At 59.8% G+C, this 22,361-nt stretch carries 19 protein-coding genes and 2 pseudogenes; 11 read left to right on the top strand and 10 right to left on the bottom strand.

The features are described from left to right. Nucleotides 1–164 precede the first annotated feature (164 nt). A complete protein-coding gene (locus JLG71_RS20550) occupies nt 165–317 on the bottom strand; it encodes a Hok/Gef family protein (RefSeq protein ID WP_004130292.1) in 153 nt (50 codons plus the stop codon). Between the two features lie 222 nt (nt 318–539). Then, on the bottom strand, nt 540–2,573 hold the full coding sequence (betT, locus tag JLG71_RS20555; RefSeq protein ID WP_025107047.1) for a choline BCCT transporter BetT: 2,034 nt from the start codon (nt 2,571–2,573) through the stop codon (nt 540–542). 128 nt (nt 2,574–2,701) lie between these two features. Between betT and betI the strand changes: the two genes are divergently transcribed. Genes betI through betA form a run of 3 tightly spaced genes read left to right on the top strand, consistent with a single transcriptional unit; the run spans nt 2,702 to nt 6,457 of the window. Then, complete coding sequence (gene betI, locus JLG71_RS20560; RefSeq protein ID WP_032693526.1) at nt 2,702–3,295, top strand: transcriptional regulator BetI; 594 nt, start codon at nt 2,702–2,704, stop codon at nt 3,293–3,295. Between the two features lie 10 nt (nt 3,296–3,305). Next, nucleotides 3,306–4,778: a betaine-aldehyde dehydrogenase gene (gene betB / locus JLG71_RS20565; protein ID WP_064358086.1), complete on the top strand. Its 1,473-nt coding sequence runs from the start codon at nt 3,306–3,308 to the stop codon at nt 4,776–4,778. 14 nt (nt 4,779–4,792) lie between these two features. Continuing rightward, on the top strand, nt 4,793–6,457 hold the full coding sequence (gene betA, locus JLG71_RS20570; protein WP_200913786.1) for a choline dehydrogenase: 1,665 nt from the start codon (nt 4,793–4,795) through the stop codon (nt 6,455–6,457). Nucleotides 6,458–6,508: 51 nt separating this feature from the next. On the opposite strand, the gene JLG71_RS20575 is transcribed toward betA, so the two are convergent. Next, nucleotides 6,509–7,204: a GNAT family N-acetyltransferase gene (locus JLG71_RS20575; RefSeq protein WP_049084278.1), complete on the bottom strand. Its 696-nt coding sequence runs from the start codon at nt 7,202–7,204 to the stop codon at nt 6,509–6,511. A 209-nt stretch (nt 7,205–7,413) separates the two neighbouring features. On the opposite strand from JLG71_RS20575, the gene JLG71_RS20580 reads away from it, so the two are divergent. The 5 genes from JLG71_RS20580 to JLG71_RS20600 all read left to right on the top strand — a co-directional run bounded on the left by JLG71_RS20580 (nt 7,414) and on the right by JLG71_RS20600 (nt 12,549). After that, the gene (locus JLG71_RS20580) at nt 7,414–8,982 is read left to right on the top strand and encodes an ABC transporter substrate-binding protein (protein WP_064375717.1); all 1,569 of its coding nucleotides are present in this window, start codon (nt 7,414–7,416) and stop codon (nt 8,980–8,982) included. Between the two features lie 164 nt (nt 8,983–9,146). After that, complete coding sequence (locus tag JLG71_RS20585; protein ID WP_064358083.1) at nt 9,147–10,196, top strand: ABC transporter permease; 1,050 nt, start codon at nt 9,147–9,149, stop codon at nt 10,194–10,196. Then, on the top strand, nt 10,196–11,029 hold the full coding sequence (locus JLG71_RS20590) for an ABC transporter permease (RefSeq protein ID WP_186006328.1): 834 nt from the start codon (nt 10,196–10,198) through the stop codon (nt 11,027–11,029). The genes JLG71_RS20585 and JLG71_RS20590 overlap by 1 nt, the downstream gene beginning before the upstream one ends. Beyond that, on the top strand, nt 11,022–11,858 hold the full coding sequence (locus JLG71_RS20595) for an ABC transporter ATP-binding protein (protein ID WP_046876883.1): 837 nt from the start codon (nt 11,022–11,024) through the stop codon (nt 11,856–11,858). The genes JLG71_RS20590 and JLG71_RS20595 overlap by 8 nt, the downstream gene beginning before the upstream one ends. Beyond that, a complete protein-coding gene (locus JLG71_RS20600; protein ID WP_200913787.1) occupies nt 11,845–12,549 on the top strand; it encodes an ABC transporter ATP-binding protein in 705 nt (234 codons plus the stop codon). The genes JLG71_RS20595 and JLG71_RS20600 overlap by 14 nt, the downstream gene beginning before the upstream one ends. A 108-nt stretch (nt 12,550–12,657) precedes the next feature. Here JLG71_RS20600 and JLG71_RS20605 read toward each other — a convergent pair whose 3' ends face one another. Then, the gene (locus JLG71_RS20605) at nt 12,658–13,995 is read right to left on the bottom strand and encodes an aspartate aminotransferase family protein (RefSeq protein ID WP_200913788.1); all 1,338 of its coding nucleotides are present in this window, start codon (nt 13,993–13,995) and stop codon (nt 12,658–12,660) included. A 182-nt stretch (nt 13,996–14,177) separates the two neighbouring features. Between JLG71_RS20605 and JLG71_RS20610 the strand changes: the two genes are divergently transcribed. Further along, nucleotides 14,178–14,942, top strand: coding sequence for an SDR family NAD(P)-dependent oxidoreductase (locus tag JLG71_RS20610; RefSeq protein ID WP_014228329.1), 765 nt, complete (start codon nt 14,178–14,180; stop codon nt 14,940–14,942). Between the two features lie 632 nt (nt 14,943–15,574). On the opposite strand, the gene JLG71_RS20615 is transcribed toward JLG71_RS20610, so the two are convergent. From JLG71_RS20615 to JLG71_RS20630, 4 genes are read right to left on the bottom strand one after another with little or no spacing between them, the layout of a single operon-like run. Then, nucleotides 15,575–16,336, bottom strand: coding sequence for an amino acid ABC transporter ATP-binding protein (locus JLG71_RS20615; RefSeq protein WP_014228328.1), 762 nt, complete (start codon nt 16,334–16,336; stop codon nt 15,575–15,577). After that, nucleotides 16,329–16,994: an amino acid ABC transporter permease gene (locus tag JLG71_RS20620; protein ID WP_009653202.1), complete on the bottom strand. Its 666-nt coding sequence runs from the start codon at nt 16,992–16,994 to the stop codon at nt 16,329–16,331. The genes JLG71_RS20615 and JLG71_RS20620 overlap by 8 nt, the downstream gene beginning before the upstream one ends. Before the next feature lie 14 nt (nt 16,995–17,008). Continuing rightward, nucleotides 17,009–17,650 (bottom strand): amino acid ABC transporter permease, encoded by a 642-nt coding sequence (locus tag JLG71_RS20625; RefSeq protein ID WP_004100025.1) that lies wholly within the window; start codon nt 17,648–17,650, stop codon nt 17,009–17,011. 48 nt (nt 17,651–17,698) lie between these two features. After that, the gene (locus JLG71_RS20630; protein ID WP_004848610.1) at nt 17,699–18,550 is read right to left on the bottom strand and encodes a transporter substrate-binding domain-containing protein; all 852 of its coding nucleotides are present in this window, start codon (nt 18,548–18,550) and stop codon (nt 17,699–17,701) included. 234 nt (nt 18,551–18,784) lie between these two features. On the opposite strand from JLG71_RS20630, the gene pdxR reads away from it, so the two are divergent. Continuing rightward, nucleotides 18,785–20,251 (top strand): MocR-like pyridoxine biosynthesis transcription factor PdxR, encoded by a 1,467-nt coding sequence (gene pdxR, locus JLG71_RS20635; RefSeq protein WP_014228326.1) that lies wholly within the window; start codon nt 18,785–18,787, stop codon nt 20,249–20,251. Nucleotides 20,252–20,282: 31 nt separating this feature from the next. Here the strand turns inward: pdxR and JLG71_RS20640 are convergent, their stop codons facing one another. Next, nucleotides 20,283–20,930 (bottom strand): LysE family translocator, encoded by a 648-nt coding sequence (locus JLG71_RS20640; RefSeq protein ID WP_025107060.1) that lies wholly within the window; start codon nt 20,928–20,930, stop codon nt 20,283–20,285. 275 nt (nt 20,931–21,205) lie between these two features. Beyond that, nucleotides 21,206–21,736, bottom strand: a pseudogene (locus JLG71_RS20645) (aminotransferase class I/II-fold pyridoxal phosphate-dependent enzyme); the annotation flags it as partial. On the opposite strand from JLG71_RS20645, the pseudogene JLG71_RS20650 reads away from it, so the two are divergent. Continuing rightward, nucleotides 21,729–22,070: pseudogene (locus tag JLG71_RS20650) on the top strand (EamA family transporter); the annotation flags it as partial. The pseudogenes JLG71_RS20645 and JLG71_RS20650 sit on opposite strands and share 8 nt — an antisense overlap. Between the last annotated feature and the right edge of the window lie 291 nt (nt 22,071–22,361).

Genomic DNA, 22,361 nt, shown 5'->3' on the forward strand with positions numbered 1-22,361 from the left:
GGGTGAGGTTGACGTCAGCGAAGCAGTATGCAGGGTGGCGGCGCGATTGTTTTAACCGGTCGATGTTCTCTCGCCGTCCATCCTGCCCCCATAAGCAGAAAAAAGGTGCCTTAAGGTTCCTTACCCAGCCTGCGGATAAGCGGGGATAGCTCCCCGCATACCGGCTACTTCTTCGTTTCGTAAGCGAGAACGGCCTTGAACTCCATACTACGTTCTTTGATGCTCAGCTCGCACAGCGAATCGCGCACCATTAACGTCAATCCCAGCGCTGTCAGACACAGCACGATGATTGCCACCAGGGCGTATTTTGTCAGCATCTCGTTGCCTCCATGCGAAGAAGAGGCTACTATCCAACGTGCTAGGTTTGGATTGTAGGCCTCAGGTTGATGGGAACATCTCCTGGGGCTTCGTCTTTCTGAATCCTCACCTAAGCCTGAACGCAGAAAGCCTCAGGCACCCGCCGCCATCATACGCTTCCCTGCGCAATTCACTGTATATTTAACCAGCCGCAATCCTTTTTCAGAAAACGTTTAGATAGCCTACATTCCGGGGAAGGTCACGCTGTTGCCCGGCGCTTCGCGATGCAGATGGATAAAGTTCAAATGACGCTCGTACTGGTCAAGAATATCGGTAATGACCTGCTCTTTGCTGTAGTCCATCAGGTCGTTGCCCTGACTCCCTTCCAGCAGGAAGGTCTCCAGACGATAGTAGGTCGACTTCCCGCTGCGCGCCCGGTAGGTAAAGCCGGGAATGGAGTACTGCTGCGGCCAGATCTGATAAACAAAGTTCTGCTCGTCGCCCATATGCACCAGCAGGTCAAGATGGCCCAGGCTGTCTCCCTCTTCCGGCGGCAGGCTTTTCAGCTCGACGTAAGCGCCGCGCAGCTTCAGCTCCTGCGCCACCTCTTCCATCGCCGGGAAGCACACCGTCTCCATCATCTGGCGGGTATAGCGCGTGCCGGGATAGTTCATCAGCCGCGACAGGCGCTTCTTCCAGCTCAGGCGATCCTGCACGCCGAGCGGTCGCGGGGCGGTGTCGCGGTTGGCGCTCTCGCGGCGATAATCCTCGACCTTCAGCGACTTGTACAATCCCGCCATCACGAAGAAGATCACGAAGCTAAACGGCAGCCCCATAATCACCGTCGCGTTCTGCAGGGCGGAAATGCCGTTAGTCATCAGCATCCCGAGGGTCAGCAGGCCGATAACCACCGACCAGAAGATCCGCAGCCAGTTTGGCGCATCGCTGTTGATATCCTTCAGCTTCGAGGTGAAGTTACCCAGCACCAGCGCCCCGGAATCCGCGGAGGTCACATAGAACAGCAGGCCGGTAATCGTCGCCACCGAAGCGCTAAAGGTAAACGCCGGATACTGCGCCAGCAGGTTATAGAAGCCGCGCTCCGGGTGGGCGACCGCCTCGGCGGCGAAGGCCGCATTGCCGTGGATGATTTCATACAGCGCGCTATTGCCGAACACCGACAGCCACAGCAGGGTAAAGGTGAACGGGATAATCAGCGTTCCTACCACAAACTGACGAATGGTGCGTCCACGTGAAATACGCGCCAGGAACAGGCCGACAAACGGCGACCACGCCACCCACCACGCCCAGAAGAACAGGGTCCAGTTGTTCATCCACTCTACCGGACGATCGAAGGCGAAGCTGTTCAGGGTCATGCCCATAAAACGATTCACATAGTCGCCAACGTTGAGCACCAGCGCGTTGAGCAGAAACTCGGTGTCGCCCATAAACAGGACAAACAGGATCAGCCCGAGGGCCAGCACCACGTTAAGCTCGGAAAGAATACGAATGCCTTTATCCACCCCGGAGGTCACGGAGATGGTGGCGATAATGACCGACAGCACGATCAGCGCCGCTTTCGCGCCCAGCGAGTCCGGAATATCAAACAGCACGTTGAGGCCGTAGTTTAGCTGCACCACGCCAATCCCGAGCGTGGTGGCAATACCAAAAATGGTGCCGATAACGGCGGCGATATCCACGCTGTGGCCGATTGGGCCATTAATCTTTTTGCCGAAGATCGGATAGAGCGCGGAGCGGATGGTCAGGGGTAAATTATAACGATAGCTAAAGTATCCCAGCGCCATCCCCATCAGGGCATACATCGACCAGCCGGTCAGCCCGTAGTGAAACAGCGTCCACACCATCGCCTGGCGCGCCGCCTCCATGGTCTGCCCCGCCCCTTCCGGCGGCTGCATATACTGGGTCACCGGTTCGGCGACGGAGAAGAACATCAGGTCGATACCGATACCGGCGGCGAACAGCATTGCCGCCCAGCTGAGCACGCTAAACTCCGGCTTCGAATGTTCCGGCCCGAGCTTCACCGAACCGAAACGCGAGCAGGCGATGCACACAACAAACACGATATAGAGCGTCGCGGCGAGCAAATAGTACCAGCCAAAGGTGCGGGAAACCCAGTTCAGGGTACGGCCAATCCAGGCCGCGGAAAAATCGCTGAAGAAGAGAGTCATCAGGGAAAACAACAAAATCAGTCCGGCGGAAGTGTAAAAAACCACCGGATTGATTTTGTCCTTTTCTCTGCTCGGCGAAAGGTCTGTCATCCATTCTCCTTACTGTTTTTGCAACTATTAGAACCAAAATCGGCAACAATTAAGACACATTTTATATTGAACGTCCAATCAAAAACCGCTTTAATAGATAAACAAAGCTGATGAATGGAGTCTGAGAAATGCCCAAACTGGGGATGCAACCGATACGGCAGCGGCAGCTGATTGACGCCACCCTGGCCGCCATCAATGAAGTGGGAATGCACGATGCCACCATCGCGCAGATCGCCCGGAGGGCTGGCGTATCAACCGGCATCATCAGCCACTATTTCAAGGATAAGAACGGGCTGCTGGAAGCGACGATGCGCGATATCACCGGCCAGCTGCGCCAGGCGGTGTTGGGCCGTCTGCACGCCCTGCCCGGCGCCGGCCCGCAGGAACGCCTGCGCGCCATCGTGGCGGGAAACTTCGACGACAGCCAGATAAGCAGCGCGGCAATGAAGGCCTGGCTCGCCTTTTGGGCCAGCAGCATGCATCAGCCGATGCTCTATCGCCTGCAGCAGGTCAGCAGCCGGCGACTGCTGTCGAATATCGTCTATGAGTTTCAGCGCGCCCTGCCGCGCGAAGAGGCGCAGGAGGCCGGATACGGTCTCGCCGCGCTGATCGACGGGCTGTGGCTACGCGCGGCGCTGAGCGGTAAACCGCTGGATAAAGCCCGCGCCGAAACGCTCGCCGAGCACTTCATCAGCCAATATCTGCCACCGACTTCTCACTAATGGAGGACCCATGTCCCGAATGGCCGAACAGCAGCTTTACATCGACGGTGGTTATGTTTCCGCCACCAGCGGTAAAACCTTCGAGACGATTAACCCCGCCAGCGGGGAAGTGCTGGCGACCGTCCAGGCCGCCGGCCGCGAAGACGTCGACCGGGCGGTAAAGAGCGCCCAAAAAGGGCAAAAAATCTGGGCGGCGATGAGCGCCATGGAACGTTCGCGCATTCTGCGTAAAGCGGTCGATATTCTGCGCGATCGCAACGATGAACTGGCGCGTCTGGAGACTCTCGATACCGGCAAACCGCTGAGCGAAACCGCCGCCGTCGATATCGTCACCGGCGCCGATGTGCTGGAGTACTACGCGGGCCTGATCCCGGCGCTGGAAGGGAGCCAGATCCCGCTGCGCGATAGTTCATTCGCCTACACCCGCCGGGAACCGCTGGGCGTCGTCGCCGGGATCGGCGCCTGGAACTACCCGATCCAGATCGCCTTGTGGAAATCAGCCCCGGCGCTGGCGGCCGGTAACGCGATGATCTTTAAGCCGAGTGAAGTCACCCCGCTCACCGCCCTGAAGCTGGCGGAAATTTACCGCGAGGCGGGACTGCCGGCGGGGGTATTTAACGTGCTGCCGGGCACGGGCGCCGAAACCGGCCAGTATCTCACCGAGCACCCGGACATCGCCAAAATCTCCTTTACCGGCGGCGTCGCCAGCGGCAAAAAAGTGATGGCCAACTCCGCCGCCTCCTCGCTGAAGGAAGTCACCATGGAGCTGGGCGGTAAATCGCCGCTGATCGTCTGCGAAGACGCCAACCTCGACCTCGCCGCCGACATCGCGATGATGGCTAACTTCTATAGCTCAGGACAGGTCTGCACCAACGGCACCCGGGTATTCGTTCCGGCGCGCCTGAAGGCGGCGTTTGAAGAGAAAATCCTCGCTCGCGTGGCGCGTATCCGCCCCGGCGATCTGTTTGCTGAAAGCACCAACTTCGGGCCGCTGGTGAGCTTCCCGCACCGCGATAACGTGCTGCGCTACATCGCGATCGGCAAGCAAGAAGGCGCGCGCCTGCTCTGCGGCGGCGAGGTGCTGAAAGGCGAAGGCTTCGACCGCGGCGCGTGGGTCGCCCCGACGGTGTTTACCGACTGCGATGACCAGATGACCATCGTCCGCGAAGAGATCTTCGGCCCGGTGATGTCGATTCTGAGCTACGACGATGAGGAAGAAGCGGTTCGCCGCGCCAACGCCACCGAATACGGCCTCGCCGCCGGCGTCGTCACGCCGGATTTAAACCGCGCCCATCGCCTGATTCATCGGCTGGAGGCCGGGATCTGCTGGATCAACACCTGGGGCGAATCCCCGGCGGAGATGCCGGTCGGCGGCTACAAGCACTCCGGGATTGGCCGCGAAAACGGCGTGCAGACGCTGCACAGCTACACCCAGATAAAATCCATCCAGGTTGAGATGGGTCAGTTTCAATCCATATTTTAACCAGGAGGTCATTTTTGCAGTTTGACTACATTATTATTGGTGCCGGTTCCGCCGGCAACGTACTGGCTACACGACTGACGGAAGATCCCCAGACCACCGTCCTGCTGCTGGAAGCGGGCGGCCCGGATTACCGTTTCGACTTCCGCACCCAGATGCCCGCCGCGCTGGCCTTTCCTCTACAGGGTCGGCGCTATAACTGGGCCTACGAGACCGAACCTGAACCGCATATGAACCATCGCCGCATGGAGTGCGGACGCGGTAAGGGCCTCGGCGGATCCTCGTTAATCAACGGCATGTGCTATATCCGCGGCAACGCTATGGATCTCGATAACTGGGCCTCGGCGCCGGGGCTTGAGCACTGGAGCTACCTCGACTGCCTGCCCTACTACCGCAAAGCGGAAACCCGCGATATTGGCGCCAACGACTACCACGGCGGCGACGGCCCGGTCAGCGTCACCACGCCAAAGCAGGGCAACAATCCGCTGTTCCACGCGATGATTGAAGCCGGCGTACAGGCCGGCTACCCGCGCACCGACGATCTTAACGGCTACCAGCAGGAAGGGTTTGGCCCCATGGATCGTACCGTGACGCCGCAGGGACGCCGCGCCAGTACCGCGCGCGGCTATCTCGACCAGGCGCGCGCGCGCCCCAATCTGACCATTCGCACCCATGCGCTGACCGATCGCATTATTTTTGCCGGCAAACGCGCCGTCGGCGTCGAGTGGCTGGAGGGCGACAGCACCGCGCCGTCAAACGCCACCGCCAGTAAAGAAGTGCTGCTCTGCGCGGGCGCCATCGCTTCGCCGCAAATCCTGCAGCGCTCCGGCGTCGGCAGCCCGGAACTGTTACGCCAGTTCGATATTCCGCTGGTTCACGCCCTGCCCGGCGTCGGCGAGAACCTGCAGGATCATCTGGAGATGTATCTGCAGTACGAATGTAAAGAGCCGGTGTCGCTTTACCCGGCGCTGCAGTGGTGGAACCAGCCGAAAATCGGCGCCGAATGGCTGTTCGGCGGGACCGGCATCGGCGCCAGCAACCAGTTTGAAGCGGGCGGATTTATTCGCAGCCGGGAAGCCTTTGCGTGGCCGAATATTCAGTACCACTTCCTGCCGGTCGCGATTAACTACAACGGCTCAAACGCGGTGAAAGAGCACGGATTCCAGTGCCACGTCGGCTCCATGCGCTCCCCAAGCCGCGGCCACGTGCGTCTGAAGTCGCGCGACCCGCACGAACATCCGGCGATTCTGTTTAACTATATGTCCAGCGAACAGGACTGGCAGGAGTTCCGCGACGCGATTCGCATTACCCGCGAAATCATGCATCAGCCGGCGCTGGATAACTATCGCGGCCGGGAGATCAGTCCGGGGGCGGAGTGCCAGAGCGATGCCGAGCTGGATGAGTTTGTGCGCAATCATGCGGAAACCGCCTTCCATCCGTGCGGCACCTGTAAAATGGGCTACGACGAGATGGCGGTGGTGGATGGCGAAGGTCGGGTTCACGGGCTGGAAGGCCTGCGCGTGGTCGACGCCTCGATTATGCCGCAGATTATTACCGGCAACCTTAACGCGACCACCATCATGATTGGCGAAAAAATGGCTGACGCCATTCGCGGCCGTCAGCCGCTGCCGAAGAGCACCGCGGCGTATTACGTGGCGAACGGCGCGCCGGTTCGCCGGTAAGAGTAAGCCCCCACCCCTCTCCCTGCGGGAGAGGGTTAGGGTGAGGAAAAACTAGCGGAAATCTTCCAGCCGCTTTAGCTGCCGTCCATCAGCATCAAAGTTCTCCGGCGCCAGCCACGCCCGCAGCGCCGCGTCGCGCGCGGGCCATTCGCTATCGATAATCGACAGCATATCGCTATCGCGGGTGCGTCCTTTGCGTACCATCCTCTGACGAAGACGCCCCTCCCAGGTAAACCCCAGCCGGTCGGCGGCGCGGCGGGAGGCGAGATTCATCGAATCGCACTTCCACTCCAGCCGACGATAGCCGTGAGCAAAACCATTTTGCAGCAGCAGCCACACCGCCTCGGTCCCGAGCGGCGTATTTTTCATCGCCCGCGACCAGGTGACGTGCCCTATCTCCACCGTGCCCATCGCCCGCTCAATCGCCATATAGCTGACCAGCCCGACGGCTCGCTCGGCGCGCAAATCGATAACCGCATACGGCACCAGCCCGTCGTCCATAACCTTACCGGTGATCCAGTTCGCCGTTGACTCCACGCTCTGTGGACAGTTGCTGGCAAGCCAGGTCCAGTCGCTGTCGTCGCCGAGGGCATAGGCGGCAAACAGATCCGCCGCATGCCGCTCGGTATCCAGCGGCTCCAGCCGGCAAAAGCGGCCATTTAACGCCGTGCGGCGCAGAAGTCCCGCGCCCTGCCACCCTGGCACGCGATCGTTGACCTGCTGACCAAATTCATTAATTTCCGGCACGCTTATCTCTCCCGTAGTGTTATCAAATTGTTATATCAAGAAAGGCGAATGGCCGGAAGATGCCCGGTACGATCGATCGTCATAACCCCTTGGTCTTGCTTATGCTTTTTAAGCATAAACTTAGCCGATCTTTGACTTTACGCCCGTAATTAAGCGGCCTAACGTAGCGAAACATCAATAATCACAATAACTTTTTTCAGGGATCGCATATGACTAAAAAACTGCTGCCGCTGCTGGTGCTCGCCGCGTTATCCGCCGCCGTTGACGCCGCCACGCCGCCGGGGACCCTGGTGGTCGCGCAGGGCCTCGACGATATCGTCAGCCTCGACCCGGCGGAAGCCAACGAGCTCTCGAGCATCCAGACGGTACCGAGCCTTTATCAGCGCCTGGTGCAGCCGGACCGCGATAACCCTGAAAAAATCACCCCGATCCTGGCCGAAAGCTGGCAGGCCGATCCGGCGGCGAAAACCCTGACCATTAAGCTAAAGCCCGACGCCAAATTCGCCTCCGGTAACCCGCTGCGCCCGGAAGATGTCATTTACTCGTACACCCGCGCGGTCATCCTGAACAAATCGCCGGCGTTTATTCTTAACGTCCTCGGCTGGCAGCCGGATAACATCGCCAGCCAGCTGAAGAAGCTAGACGACCATACCCTGGAGCTACGCTGGACCGCCGACGTCAGCCCGGCGGTGGCGCTGAATATTCTCTCCACGCCGATCGCCTCTATCGTCGATGAGAAACAGGTCGCCCCGAACGCCAAAGATAACGACTTCGGTAACGGCTGGCTGAAAATGCACTCGGCGGGCAGCGGCGCGTATAAAATGCGGGTCTATCAGCCGCATCAGGCCATCGTGCTGGAGGCCAACAGCAGCGCACCCGGCGGCGCGCCGAAGCTGAAAAGCATCATTATTAAGAACGTTCCGGACCCGGCCTCACGTCGTCTTCTCATCCAGCAGGGTGATGCCGACGTGGCGCGCGATCTCGGCGCCGACCAGATTGCGGCTCTACAGGGTAAACCGGGCGTCAAGGTCCTCAGCATCCCTTCCGCTGAGCAGAACTATCTGGTCTTTAATACCGGCAACAGCGCCAACCCGCTGCTGAAAAACCCGGCCTTCTGGGAAGCGGCGCGCTGGCTGGTAGATTACAACGGCATCACGAAAGATTTGCTGAAGGGGCAATATTTCGTCCATCAGAGCTTCCTGCCGGTCGGCCTGCCGGGCGCGCTGGACAATAACCCGTTTACATTCAACCCGCAAAAAGCCAAAGACATCCTCGCTAAAGCGGGCATCAAAGAGGCGCATTTCACCCTCGACGTCGAAAACAAGCCGCCGTTTATCACCATCGCCCAGTCGATGCAGGCGAGCTTCGCCCAGGGCGGCGTGAAGGTGGATTTGCTGCCGGCCGCGGGTAGCCAGGTCTATGCTCGCGTGCGCGCCAAACAGCATCAGGCGGCGATTCGGCTGTGGATCCCTGACTATTTCGATGCCCACTCTAACGCCAGCGCCTTTGCGTACAACGACGGTAAATCCAGTACCGTCGCCGGGCTAAACGGCTGGCAGATCCCGGAGCTGAATAAAGCGACCCTGGCGGCAGTCGCCGAGCCGGACGCAGCGAAGCGCCTGGATCTGTATAAAAACATGCAGGAGGCGCTGCAGCGCAGTTCGCCTTACGTATTTATCGATCAGGGTAAAACCCAGATTGTGGTTCGCGATAACGTGAAAGGTTATCAGCAGGGTCTCAATGCCGATATGGTCTGGTATGACCGGGTAACCAAATAACGCCTGGGGCAGGTACGATCAGGTAGCCCGGACAGGCGCAACGCGCCGCCTCCGGGAACGCAGGCCCCGATACCTTATGTTTTCCCGGTGGCGCTGCGCTGACCGGGCTACAACAACAGATCGCGCCAGCTGATAACACTGTACTTTTTACCAACGGAATAACCATGTCTGCTGTGTTACCCCCCCGAGCAGAGCGGCGCGCAAAACGCCCCCTGCTCGCGCTGTTTCAGGGACTGCTGACGCTGGCCCTGACGCTGCTCGGCCTGCTGCTGGTGACCTTTGCGCTCTCGGCGCTGTCGCCGGTTGATCGGGTGCTGCAAATCGTCGGCGACCACGCCAGTCAGTCCACCTATGATCAGGTACGTCACCAGCTCGGCCTCGACCAGCCGTTGCCGCTCCAGTTCTGGCGCTATCTGGTGAATCTCGCCCACGGCGATCTCGGTATCGCCAGCTCAACCGGCCAGCCGGTGCTGCACGACCTGCTTGCCGCGTTCCCGGCCACCCTCGAACTGGCCACGCTGGCGCTGATTATCGGCGCGCTGTCGGGCGTTATCGCAGGCGTTCTCTGCGCCCGCTACGTCGGCTCGCCGTGGGATCTGGCGATGCGCACCTTTACGCTGCTCGGCAACTCGGTGCCGATCTTCTGGCTCGGTCTGCTGATGCTGGCGCTGTTTTACGCCAAACTGCAGTGGACGCCGGGGCCGGGGCGGCTGGACGATATCTATCAGTACACCGTCGAACCGCGCACCGGCTTTGCGCTCATTGATACCTGGCTCTCGGGTGATAAAGAGGCGGTTAAAAACGCCGCCGGGCACCTGCTGCTGCCGGTGCTGCTGTTGGCCTATTATTCTCTGGCGAGCATTACTCGCCTGACCCGTTCCGCCTGCCTGAGCGAAATGAACAAAGAGTACATCCTGCTGGCCCGCGCCAAAGGGGCCGGTGAGATGACGATTCTACTGCGTCACGTCCTGCCCAATATCCGCGGCACCCTGCTGACGGTGACCGCCCTCGCCTGGACCGCCATGCTGGAAGGCGCGGTGCTGACCGAAACCGTCTTCTCCTGGCCGGGAATTGGCCGCTATCTGACCACCGCGCTCTTTGCCGGCGATACCACGGCGATTATGGGCGGTACGCTGCTGATCGGCGCGAGCTTTGTGCTGATTAATAACCTCACCGACCTGCTGGTGCGGCTGACCGACCCGAGGATACGCTGATGCCGGGCTATCTGTTTTTACGCCGCCTGCGCCGTTCTCCCGCCGCCTTTTGCGGTCTGATCATCATTACGTTACTCCTGCTGACTGCGCTCTTTGCGCCCTGGCTGGCTCCGCTCGACCCGAACTGGCAGGACGCCGCTGCGCGGCTGCAGGGTCCGGGCCCGCGGCACTGGCTCGGCACCGACAGCTACGGCCGCGATCTTCTCTCAAGGCTGATTTTCGGCGCCCGTCCGGCGCTGGGGCTGGTCGCGCTGGTGACGGCGATTACGCTCCCCGCCGGTCTGCTGGTGGGGATCCTGTCCGGCTATTACGGCGGCTGGCTGGAACGCGTGCTGATGCGTTTTACCGACGTGGTAATGTCGATGCCGCGGCTGATTCTGGCCTTCGCGTTTGTCGCGATGCTCGGCCCGGGCCTGGTGAACGGCGCCCTGGCGCTGGCGCTGACGACCTGGCCCGCTTACGCCCGTCAGGCGCGCAGCGAAATTCAGCGCTTGCGCCATAGCGACTATCTGGCGGCGGCGGAGATGATGGGCATTCGCGGCCGGCGTCTGCTGATAGGTCATATTCTGCCGCTCTGTCTGCCCTCGGCCATCGTCCGGCTGGCGCTGGATTTAGCCGGGATTATTCTCGCCGCTGCCGGTCTTGGCTTCCTCGGCCTCGGCGCCCGCCCGCCAATGGCGGAATGGGGCGCGATGATCGCCGACGGCATGCAGGTCATTTTCGACCAGTGGTGGATCGCCGCCGCCCCTGGCGCCGTTATCCTGATCGCCAGCCTGGCGTTTAACCTGCTGGGCGATGGCCTGCGCGACGTTCTGGAGCCGCAACATGACTGATACTCGCCTGATCGTTCAGGGTCTGACCATCGACTATCCCACCGCCAGAGTGGTGGACCATTTAAGCTTCACGCTCGGCAACGAGCGGCTGGCGCTGGTCGGCGAATCCGGCTCCGGTAAATCCATGACCGCCCGCGCCCTGATGGGGCTGGTACGCCGGCCCGGCGTCGTCAGCGCCGAGGCGCTCAACGTGCTGGGGCGCGACGCATTAACCCTTCGCGACCGCGGCTGGCGCGAGCTACGCGGCAACGATATAGCGATGGTGCTGCAGGACCCGCGCTACGCGCTCAATCCGGTAAAAAGCATTCAGGCGCAGCTGGAAGAGGCATTAACTCTGCATCAGCGCCTTAGCCGCCGCGCGCGGCTGGAGGCGGTCAAAGCCGCCGTTGCCGCCGTCGGTCTGGATTTACCGGTGCTCAACCGTTATCCAGGCGAACTCTCCGGCGGGATGGGCCAGCGGGTGATGATTGCCCTTGCGCTGCTCAATAATCCGCAGGTGCTGATCGCCGATGAGCCCACTTCAGCCCTCGATGCCCGGCTGCGCAATCAGATCCTCGAACTGCTGGTAGAGCAGTGCGAACAGCGGCGGATGGCGATGCTGTTGATTAGCCACGACCTGCCGCTGGTGGCCGAGCACTGCCAGCGGGTGCTGGTCCTGTATCAAGGGGAAAAGGTCGATGAGATGGCGGCGCGAGATCTGCCGACGGCGACGCATCCCTACACCCGTACGCTCTGGACCTGTCGCCCGGCCGCGCAAACTTACGGTCAGATGCTGCCGACCCTCGACCGAACCCTGAACTTGACGGAGGCGGCTCATGGTGGTCGTTAATCTCAAGGATTTACAGGTTATTTTTGGCGAAAAAACCGCGGTGTCCGCCGCCAGCTTTGCCGTTGACGCGGGAGAAACGTTCAGCCTGATCGGCGCATCCGGCTGCGGAAAATCAACGATTCTCCGGGTGTTAGCCGGGCTGCAGCGGGACTGGCGCGGCCGCGTTGAACTGTTCGATAAGGCCATTACGCCGGGCCTGCGTTTTCAGGGCGAGCTGCGGCGCAACGTACAGATGGTGTTTCAGGACCCGTACGCTTCGCTGCATCCCAATCATACGCTATGGCGCACGCTGGCGGAGCCGCTGAAAATTCACGCTATCGGCGAGATCGAACAGCGGGTGTCCACCGCCCTGCAAGAGGTGGGGCTGCCTGCCGACGCCGCACGCCGCTATCCGCACCAGCTTTCCGGCGGCCAGCGCCAGCGGGTGGCGATTGCTCGCGCGCTGCTGCTGCGGCCAAAGATTCTGCTGCTGGATGAGCCAACGTCGGCGCTGGATATGTCGGTGCAGGCGGAAATACTGAATCTGCTCAATCGGCTAAAGCAGGAGCACGGAATGACCTATCTGCTGGTCAGCCATGATGCCGATGTGATTGCCCATATGTCGGACCGGGCGGCGTTTATGGCGGAAGGCGTGATTCAGCGCTTCTTTGACCGCGAAGCGCTGGTGAACGGCGAACATCGGATAGGCTGAAAACCCGCCCCCGCTCGCGCTACGCTTAGCGGGGCTACGGGTTCACCGCCATCTGCGAGAAGGTCGCCCGAGTAAGGCATTTACGCCGCGACCCGGGAAATCATCCCCTTATTTCGCCAGGCTCGCGAAGCGGGCGAATACCGCATCAAAAATCGCCAGCCCTTTTGCCACCTGTTCGGCGCTGATGGTGCACGGCGGCACCACGTGAATGCGGTTCTCCACCACAAACGCCAGCAGGCCGGCTTCGGTTAACGCGCCTTTAATGGCCGCCATATCGGCAGCGGTCAGCGGAGTTTTCCGCTCGCGGCTGCTGACCAGCTCCAGCGCCTGGAACAGACCGCGGCCGCGCACGTTGCCGATAATCGCGTGCTTCTCCGCCAGCGCTTCCAGCCCCGGACGCAGCACTTCGTTGCCGATGGTCGCCGCGTTCTCCACCACCTTCTCTTCCTTCATCGCGTCAATGGTGGCGACAATCGCCGCCATCGCCAGCGGATGGCCGGAATAGGTCAGCCCCCCGGCAAAGAAATGGTCATCAAAGTAGCGGGCGATTGGCTCGCTAATCAGCACGCCGCCGGCCGGGACGTAGCCGGCGTTAACCCCTTTGGCGAAAGTCACCAGATCCGGCACCACGCCATCCTGCTCGAAGGCGAACCAGCTCCCGGTACGACCAAAACCGGCCATCACTTCATCGAGGATCAGCACAATGCCAAACTCGTCGGCCAGCGCCCGCACGCCCTGCATATAGCCCTCCGGCGGGACAAGAATCCCGGCGGTGCCCGGAATCGACTCCAGCAGAATCGCGGCTATCGCGTTCGGGCCTTCGCACTCAATCATCCGCCGCAGATGGGCCAGCGCGCGCTGGCACTCCTCCTCTTCCGTCGTGGCGTTAAATTCGCTGCGGTAGCGATAGGGATTAAAGAAGTGCACGTGACCGCGTGAATACTCATTCGGCACGCGGCGCCAGTCGCCGGTGGCGGCAATCGCGCTGCCGGTATTACCGTGATAGGAGCGATAGGCGGAGAGCACTTTATCGCGCCCGGTATAGAGCCGCGCCATACGGATGGCGTTCTCGTTAGCGTCGGCGCCGGCGTTGGTGAAGAACACTTTGCTAAAGCCTTCCGGCGCCAGCTCGACAATCCGCTTCGCCGCTTCGCCGCGGGCGAGGTTGGCTGTGGCGGGCGCGATGGTCACCAGCTCTTCCAGCTGGGCTTTCATCGCCGCCAGCACGCGAGGATGCTGATAGCCAATGTTGACGTTGACCAGCTGGCTGCTGAAATCCAGGTAAGTATTGCCTTCGTAATCCCACAGCTCGCAGCCTTTTGCCCCGGCGATCACCAGTGGATGTAAATTGCCCTGCATCGACCATGAATGAAACACATAAGCGCGATCCAGCTGCCGAACTTCATCATTGCTTATCGCTACCTCGTTCTGTAGTGCCAGCTTCATACCCTGCCCTCTCTCATGTCGTTGTTGTTGGCCTCATCATTGGCCGTGCGGGGGAGAAACGGATAGAGCCAGTCAGGCGAAAATGATGTGACACCGTGTCACATCGCCGCGCGCCGACTGGCCCTGTGCCCGCACGCGCGCGGTTTTTATAGTGGGAGCGACAACCTGCACAGGAGAATGAAATGGCAACGAGCAAAGTGGTGTTTATTACCGGGGCGACCTCGGGATTTGGGGAAGCAGCGGCGCAGGTCTTCGCCGATGCGGGCTGGTCGCTGGTGCTGAGCGGACGCCGCTTTGCGCGGCTGAAGACGCTACAGGATAAGCTCGCCTCGCAGGTGCCGGTGCACATTATCGAACTCGACGTACGCGATAGCGATGCGGTGGCCGCGGCCGTGGCGGCGCTGCCCGCGGGCTTCGCCGATATCACGACGCTGATTAACAACGCCGGGCTGGCGCTGTCGCCGCAGCCCGCGCAGAAAGTGGATCTGGACGACTGGAAAACGATGATCGACACCAACGTCACCGGGCTGGTCAACGTGACCCACGCGCTGCTGCCGACGCTGATTAACCACGGCGCGGGGGCGAGCATCATCAATATTGGCTCTATCGCCGGGCAGTGGCCCTATCCCGGCAGCCACGTCTACGGCGCCAGTAAGGCTTTCGTGAAGCAGTTCAGCTATAACCTGCGCTGCGATCTGCTCGGGACCGGGGTGCGCGTGACCGATCTCGCACCGGGCATTGCCGAAACGGAATTTACCCTGGTGCGCACCAAAGGCGACCAGGCGGCGTCGGACAACCTGTATCGCGGTACCACGCCGCTGAGCGCGCGGGATATTGCCGAACAGATGTTCTACATCGCCACGCTGCCGGACCATATGAATATCAACCGGGTCGAGGTGATGCCGGTGCGTCAGGCCTGGCAGCCGTTCGCCATCGATCGGGATTAAGGTTTGGTAGAGCGGAGAGGCGCGTAAGCGCCGCCTCCGGGAATGTTTCATGCAGCTACGGATATGTCTCTGAAACAACGTGTTATGCAGCGATGCCCTGGTGCCCGCTGAAATCGGCGAACCGGAGGACCGAAGACAAGGGCTGGCCGCCAGGGATGGCGGACAGAGGCGAATCGAGACAGTGATGTCGAGTTGAGCCGACCGCAGGCTGAGGTCCGGGAGGTGAGCGCAGTGCGCAGCACCGATTTCTTTGCGGGACCGCGGGGATTGTAAAGGGGGAGACGGTTTTCTCCCCCTTTACCCGTTCACCTACCACGGTGAGACATTTTCTGCGAAATAGCGGTGAACGGAACCCCTACCACACCGTCCCGGGGGCGGCGCTTGAAGCGCCTGTCAGGGCTACCCAATCTGCCACCCTCCAACACCGAGCCCGGAAATCCCGGGTCGCGGCGTAAACGCCTTACCCGGGCTACTCCCCTGCATATCACGTTGTTTCAGAGGCATATCGTAGCTGCACGAACACCGTCCCGGAGGCGGCGCTTATCGCGCCTGTCCGGGCTACTCCCCGCTGACGGCTGGAACCCCGTAGCCCCGGTAAGCGCAGCGCGACCGGGGAGAACGGCCGCTGATGCTTACCGACTGCTCTGCAAAAACTGCCTGACGCGCTCGGAATCCGGGTTGGTGAAAAACTTCTCCGGCGGCGCTTTCTCAATCAACAACCCCTTCTCTAGAAACACCACCTCATCGGAGACCTGGCGCGCAAAATCCATCTCGTGGGTCACCACCACCATCGTGTAGCCCTCGGCGGCCAGCGCCTTCATCACACCCAGCACCTCGTTGACCAGCTCGGGGTCCAGCGCCGACGTCGGCTCATCAAACAGAATCACCTCCGGCGACATCGCCAGCGAACGGGCAATCGCCACCCGCTGCTTCTGTCCACCGGAGAGCGTAATCGGGTAAACGTCGGCTTTATGCGCCATCCCCACTTTCTCCAGCTGCTGCATGGCGATAGCTTTCGCTTCATCACGCTTCATCCCCTTCACGTGCAGCAGCGCTTCGCTGACGTTCTGCTGCACCGTCAGGTGCGGCCACAGGTTAAAGCTCTGAAACACCATGCCAACCCGCTCGCGGATTTTCGACAGCTGGCGATGGGACATCGCGCGGCCATTATGCTCATCAATCCCCAGCCGCTGGCCGCTGATGCGGATCTCGCCGCGATCCGGCTGTTCCAGCCAGTTCATGCAGCGCAGCAGCGTCGATTTACCCGACCCCGACGAGCCGAGAATGCTCACCACGGTCCCCTTTTCTACCGTCAGGTTGATATCACGCAGAACTTCCACGTTATCAAACTGTTTAGAGACGTTTTTGACGCTTACAGCAGTAGTATCAGACATGACTCATTCCTCTTCTGACTCCCCAGGCGCTCAGGCGTTTAATCAGCAGCTCCAGCAGGATGCTGATCGCCCAGTAGAGCCCAATCGCGACGATAAAAGCGTTAAACGGGATAAAATAGGTGGCCTGCACGCTGTTAGCCGCAGCGGTTATCTCCTGGACGGTGATAATGCTGAGGAAAGCGGTATCTTTCAGGCAGATAATCAGCTGGTTCCCCATCAGCGGGAGCGCGGAAGAGAGAATATTGGGCAGAATAATGCGGCGGAATATTTTGTAGCGCGAAAACCCCTGCGCGACCGCCGCCTCGATATAGCCACCGGAAAATACCCGCCGCTGGCTGCGCAAAATCTCAAAGAAATAGGCGCCGTGGTAGATAATTAAGGCAATTAAGCCGGCGGTCCAGGGCTCCATACTAATCCCCACTTGCGGCAGCCCGTAATAGAGCAAATAGGCGAGGATCAAAAAGGGAATCGCCCGCATTAAGCTGACAAAGGCAATAATAAGCCGGTTAAGGGTTTTCTTTTGATATTCGCTTAAATAGCACAGGACAACGCCGATAATTAATCCAGCAATTGCCGCGGTAATAAAAAGCTCAAGGGTGGCGAGTAAACCGGCAATAAAGCTGTCGCGCACCGACCAGATAACGGCCCACTGATTCATAGCACCTCCCGTATTTATCGTGCCAGACGCTTCGCTTTACGCTCGGCCATTCCCTGCAGTTTCAGCAGCAGGCCAATAATCACCACGTACAGCAGACCCGCCGCCAGGATTGGCGAAAGCGGTTCATAGGTGACCGAAGAAATCCGGTTGGTGACGCGCGTCAAATCCACCACGCCAATCACCGCAATGGCCGGACTGCCCTTAATCAGGAACGACATCTCGTTAACCAGCGCGGGCAGGCTTTCAATCCACATCTGCGGCAGCATGATGTAGCGGAAGTAGGCCCAGCGGCGCATCCCGACCGACTCCGCCGCTTCCCGCTGTTCGCGGGGAAAAGTGCGAAAGGCGTTGCGCCAGATTTCGGCGTTAAAGGCCGAAGTATTGAGCGTCAGCGCCACTATCGCTGCGACGTTTTTGTCGAGGTTAATCCCGACGGTCGGCAGAGAAAGAAACAGGAACAGCACCAGCGTGACCAGCGGCGTCGCGCGGGCGAGGCTGATATAGACCACCAGCAGCTGATCGATAACCGGAATGCGCAGCATGCGCACCAGCGCAATCAGCAGGCCAATCACCACCCCAAAGGCAATGGCGATGGCCGAAATCCAGAGGGTCGTCCATGCGCCTTCAATCAGTAACTGCCAGGAAATTGCATCCATGAAGCCCTCCTTCACTCAACGGGCGGCGGTTACCCGCCGCAGAACGCATTACAGACCGGCCAATTTATGGAACTGTTCCGGGCTGGTGATTGGCACGTTCGGAAGATCGTCATAGGTTTCGCCAAACCACTTTTTCTGGAGTTCCGCGAGCTTGCCGGTCTCCTTCATGTGGTTCATAAACTTGGTCATATAGGCCAGCAGCTGCGGCGAGTTTTTCGGGATCGGCCAGGCCATATAGCCCGGGCCGGATACCGCCAGACCTTTGGCGAACACCTTCGGCTTGGCCTTCGCCAGGTCGTTGACCGAGATAACCACGTTAATCACGTAGTCCAGGCGTTTGTTGGCAAGATCGGCGTAAGCTTCCGGGTAGGAGGGATACTCCACCACCGGCCCCAGCTTACCGCCGGTTTTCTCCAGCATCGCTTTCAGTTCCGGCAGCCTTGCCAGCAGCGCGCTGCCCGCCTGCACGCCCACCTTTTTCCCGCTCAGTTCGGCAATGGTGTTCAATGAATTATCGCCCGCGCGTTTGACAAAATAGTGCTGCGCTGACGCCCACGGCGGCGTGAAATCAAAGACCTTGAGACGGTCGTCGGTAATTACCGCGCCGGTTAAGGCCATATCGTATTGCCCGGTAGAAACCGCCGCCAGTAATCCGGTCCACGGCAAAATGCTCTGGTCGACGTTGAATTTCGCGTATTTGCGTAATTCATCGAGCATATCTTTGTTGAAGCCATCCGCCTGGCCGTTATTCATAAAGTTAAAAGGCGCGTAATCATCTTCGGTTGCGACTTTCAGGGTGCCGGATTTTTCTATTTCCGGAAGATCCGCGGCGGCTGCGTGATAAGAAAAGGCCATCGCCATGATGGCGCCCAGACAAATTGAACCTAATGATTTTTTCATTAATTCACCCCTAATTAATTCGCCAGACGTGTTCACTCCAGAACATGAAAAGGTTTTGCAAAATATGTGCCGACGGAAGTTCCGGTCCGCGACTGATGAATACGTTTTTACTGTAGGGAGCGTTTTAAATTTCCGGATAGAGCCAGATTCACCGCGCGGATGTGTCAGTCATTCTCAGGGTGGTATGGAATTTGCTCCAGTGTCTGTACTGAGCGTTTGAGTAAGGAGCCTGGCATGATCCGACACCTGTTACACGTTGATTTCGACCCGCGCCGCGGTTTGCAGGAGCAGGTGCGCGAGACGCTGATTAACGCCATTCTGGGCGGCATTTTTTCCGCCGACACGCCGCTCCCCTCCTGCCGCCAGCTGGCCAGCCAGCTGCGGGTCTCGCGCAACACCACGGCGCTGGTTTTTGAAGGGCTGGTTAACGAGGGATACCTCGTGAGTCGCCCGCGCAGCGGTTATTACCTGCATCCGGATTACCAGCACGCCAGCCCCTCTTCGGCGCCGGAAGCTGCACCGCAGGACGAGGGTTCTGCACCACGCTGGGGCACGCGGCTGCAAATCACCCCCAGCCAGCAGGAGTCGATTCTGAAGCCGGCCGGCTGGATGAACTACCGCTATCCGTTTATCTACGGCCAGCCGGATACCCGCCAGTTCCCGCTGGCGACCTGGCGCTCGGCGGCAAACTGGCTGCACGGCGGGGTGCGCGACCCGGAGTGGGTGGTGGATCACATCGATCGCGACGTGCCGATGCTGATTGAGCAGATCCGCACCCGGGTGCTGCCCAAACGCGGCATTGTCGCCTCGCCGGACGAGATTCTGATTACCCTCGGTTCGCAAAACGCGCTGTACCTGCTGACGCGCCTGCTGATGTCATCCAGCACGCGCGTTGGCGTGGAGAATCCCTGCTTTCGCGAGGCTATTAACACCTTTCTGCTTGCCGATACCGATATCGTGCCGCATCCGGTGGATGAACAGGGGATCGTCCTCAACGACGCCCCCTGCGATTACTACTACGTCACTCCCGGACACCAGGTGCCAACCGGGGTGGCGATGAGCAAAGCGCGGCGCGATCAGCTGCTGGAGCATGCCGCTCGCCATGATGCGGTGATTATTGAGGACGATTACGACTCTGAAAGTAACTTTATGCTCAACCCGCTGCCGGCGCTGAAGGCCAGCGATCGCTGCGGAAGAGTGATCTACGTGAGCAGCCTGTCAAAAGCGCTATCGCCGGGCCTGCGGCTGGGCTTTATGGTCGCTGACCCGGATCTGATTGACGAAGCCCGGGCGCTGCGGCGGCTGGTGTATCGTCATCCGCCGACCAATATTCAGTATCAGATGGCCCATTTCCTCGCCCAGGGCCACTATGAAACCCACCTGCGGCGCTACCATTACGACTCTGCCCAGCGCTGGGACCGTCTCAACAACGCGCTACAGCAGCATCTGCCGGAGTGCCGCATCATCCCCGGCAGCGAACACGCCAACGCGTTCTGGCTGGCCACGCCGGAGCAAATCAACACCCAGCAGCTGACCTGGCGCGCCGCCCACGCCGGGGTGCTGATTGAGCCCGGCGCGCGGCATTTTCTCAGCGACGCGCCGCCGGCTAACTTCTTCCGGATGGGGTTCCACGCCATTCACCCTGACGCCATCGAACAGGGCGTGGAGGTACTGCGCGGCCAGCTGGCGCAGATGGGCTGAACGCAGGGCCCCCTGCCTTAACGCGGCGGCCTCACGATGATAGCGACAAATAAGGATGAACGGCGGAAACAATAAGACCGACGGCAAAACACACAAACACGATGCCACCGGTTTTATTCAGCTTAACGAAGGCATTCCCGGACGACATTTTCGTTTTTACGCTGTGTGCGAAAAGGCCGTAGAGTGAATGAATGACAACCACCAGAATACAGAAGGTTATCGACAGCACGCTGAACTGCGGAATAAAGGGCTGCTGCGGATGAATAAACTGGGGAAACAGCGCCATAAAAAACACAATGGGTTTGGGATTAAACAACGACACCAGTACTCCCTGACGAAACCGCTGGCTGGCGGAAGGCATCGTTGAATCGGCAGAAGAGAGAGGTTGATTCAGCGCGCGGGGCACCGAGCGAAAGAGCTTTACGCCCAGATAGATCAGATAGGCCGCCCCAACCCCCTTGACTATCAACAGCGTCAGCTGAGAAGTGGTAATCATCACGCCAACGCTGCTGGCAGCAATAATCGATATGACGCCCATCCCCACCGCCACGCCGATAATCCCCGCCATTGCATTACGCAGATTATAATTCAGGGTGTTGGTCAGCGTCAGAAGCACTCCTGGCCCGGGGCTGGCAATGGTCAGGCTGGCAATCAGTATATAAAGGTAGAGCTGCTGCATTGAAAAAGGATCCTGTACAGAACAGGGCGCGGCTCCGCCCCTGAAATGATTAACAACGTCGTATCTTCAGGACGTGCGCTCGCTCAGCGTCAACAGCACAACCGTACTTGATGTGTTTTGTACACTACCGTAACAATTTTATATTGTCATCAAATTTAAAATTAACCCTATAAATCATAATAATAAAAAACAAACATTTATTTTAAGACTATTAACCCGCTATTTACCCCATAAAACGTTACTAATAAGTCACCCTATCGCTCGCCGCCGAAACGCTAGCGATATTGCTCATACTCCACGGCTTCGCGAACCTGGACTAGCGCCGCGCGCAGGCTATCGAAGGGAACGGAGCCGAGGGCGATGCGGATCGCCTGCGGAACGTTCGCTGTAACGCAAAAAGGCTCGGCGGTCGACACGGAAATATGGCGCTCCATCAGCGTTTTCGCCAGCCGATCGGCCCGACTCTCCTCGCCCAGAGGCAGCCAGACAAAATACGAATCCGGATGGCTGACGAAGGGAAGCGCGCCGAGAACCTCACGGGCAACCCCCTGCCGCCGCCGCGCATCCTGGCGTTTCTGCGCTTCAAAACGCGCCACCGTGCCGTCTTCAATCCAGGCGCAGATCAGCGAACTCACCAGCGAAGGGGTGTTCCACGTGGTGGCCCGTATAGCGCGCTCAATCTCCGGCCGATAGCGGGACGGGCAGACAACCGTCCCCACGCGCAGTCCGGTGGCGACGTTTTTCGAAAAACCGGTGATATAAACCGTGCTTTCCGGCGCATAGCTGGCCACCGGCGGCGGCGGATGGCAGGTGATTAGCTGGGCGCTGATTATGGCGCTGCCTTTTATGCTGGTGGCCTCGTGGATGACCCGGCCAGCGTCATGGGGCGCTATATCGCCTTCCGCCTGGATCGCGCTCGGCTATGTGTCGCTCTTTAGCATGCTTATCGGCTTTATTTTCTGGTACAAAGGGCTCGCCGCTGGCGGTATCGCCGCCGTCGGCCAGCTCCAGCTATTACAGCCGTTCTTCGGGCTTGGCCTGGCGGCGGCGCTTTTGCATGAAACCGTCAGCCCATTGATGCTGGCCGTGACGCTGGGCGTGATTCTGTGCGTTATCGGTTCGCGCAAATTTGGCAGCTAGCCTGTATTGCCCTTGTAGCCCGGAAATCCCGGGTCGCGGCGTAAACGCCTTACCCGGGCTACCGCCCCGCAGACGGCTGGAAACCCGTAGCCCCGGTAAGCGCAGCGCGACCGGGGAGAACGGCCTGATGCTGACCGTAACCCTGGGCGTGATTCTATGCGTTATCGGTTCGCGCAAATTTGGCAGCTAGCCTGTATTGTCCTTGTAGCCCGGAAATCCCGGGTCGCGGCGTAAACGCCTTACCCGGGCTACTCCCCGCTGACGGCTGGAAACCCGTAGCCCTGGTAGCCC

It is taken from the genome of Klebsiella michiganensis (genome assembly GCF_015139575.1).
GTDB lineage: Bacteria > Pseudomonadota > Gammaproteobacteria > Enterobacterales > Enterobacteriaceae > Klebsiella > Klebsiella michiganensis.

Bases quoted from the DNA above. Each gene is read 5' to 3' on its own strand.
- JLG71_RS20550 (WP_004130292.1), bottom strand. From the start codon at position 317: ATGCTGACAAAATACGCCCTGGTGGCAATCATCGTGCTGTGTCTGACA.
- betT (WP_025107047.1), bottom strand. From the start codon at position 2,573: ATGACAGACCTTTCGCCGAGCAGAGAAAAGGACAAAATCAATCCGGTG.
- betI (WP_032693526.1), top strand. From the start codon at position 2,702: ATGCCCAAACTGGGGATGCAACCGATACGGCAGCGGCAGCTGATTGAC.
- betB (WP_064358086.1), top strand. From the start codon at position 3,306: ATGTCCCGAATGGCCGAACAGCAGCTTTACATCGACGGTGGTTATGTT.
- JLG71_RS20580 (WP_064375717.1), top strand. From the start codon at position 7,414: ATGACTAAAAAACTGCTGCCGCTGCTGGTGCTCGCCGCGTTATCCGCC.
- JLG71_RS20585 (WP_064358083.1), top strand. From the start codon at position 9,147: ATGTCTGCTGTGTTACCCCCCCGAGCAGAGCGGCGCGCAAAACGCCCC.
- JLG71_RS20590 (WP_186006328.1), top strand. From the start codon at position 10,196: ATGCCGGGCTATCTGTTTTTACGCCGCCTGCGCCGTTCTCCCGCCGCC.
- JLG71_RS20595 (WP_046876883.1), top strand. From the start codon at position 11,022: ATGACTGATACTCGCCTGATCGTTCAGGGTCTGACCATCGACTATCCC.
- JLG71_RS20600 (WP_200913787.1), top strand. From the start codon at position 11,845: ATGGTGGTCGTTAATCTCAAGGATTTACAGGTTATTTTTGGCGAAAAA.
- JLG71_RS20605 (WP_200913788.1), bottom strand. From the start codon at position 13,995: ATGAAGCTGGCACTACAGAACGAGGTAGCGATAAGCAATGATGAAGTT.
- JLG71_RS20610 (WP_014228329.1), top strand. From the start codon at position 14,178: ATGGCAACGAGCAAAGTGGTGTTTATTACCGGGGCGACCTCGGGATTT.
- JLG71_RS20615 (WP_014228328.1), bottom strand. From the start codon at position 16,336: ATGTCTGATACTACTGCTGTAAGCGTCAAAAACGTCTCTAAACAGTTT.
- JLG71_RS20620 (WP_009653202.1), bottom strand. From the start codon at position 16,994: ATGAATCAGTGGGCCGTTATCTGGTCGGTGCGCGACAGCTTTATTGCC.
- JLG71_RS20625 (WP_004100025.1), bottom strand. From the start codon at position 17,650: ATGGATGCAATTTCCTGGCAGTTACTGATTGAAGGCGCATGGACGACC.
- JLG71_RS20630 (WP_004848610.1), bottom strand. From the start codon at position 18,550: ATGAAAAAATCATTAGGTTCAATTTGTCTGGGCGCCATCATGGCGATG.
- pdxR (WP_014228326.1), top strand. From the start codon at position 18,785: ATGATCCGACACCTGTTACACGTTGATTTCGACCCGCGCCGCGGTTTG.
- JLG71_RS20640 (WP_025107060.1), bottom strand. From the start codon at position 20,930: ATGCAGCAGCTCTACCTTTATATACTGATTGCCAGCCTGACCATTGCC.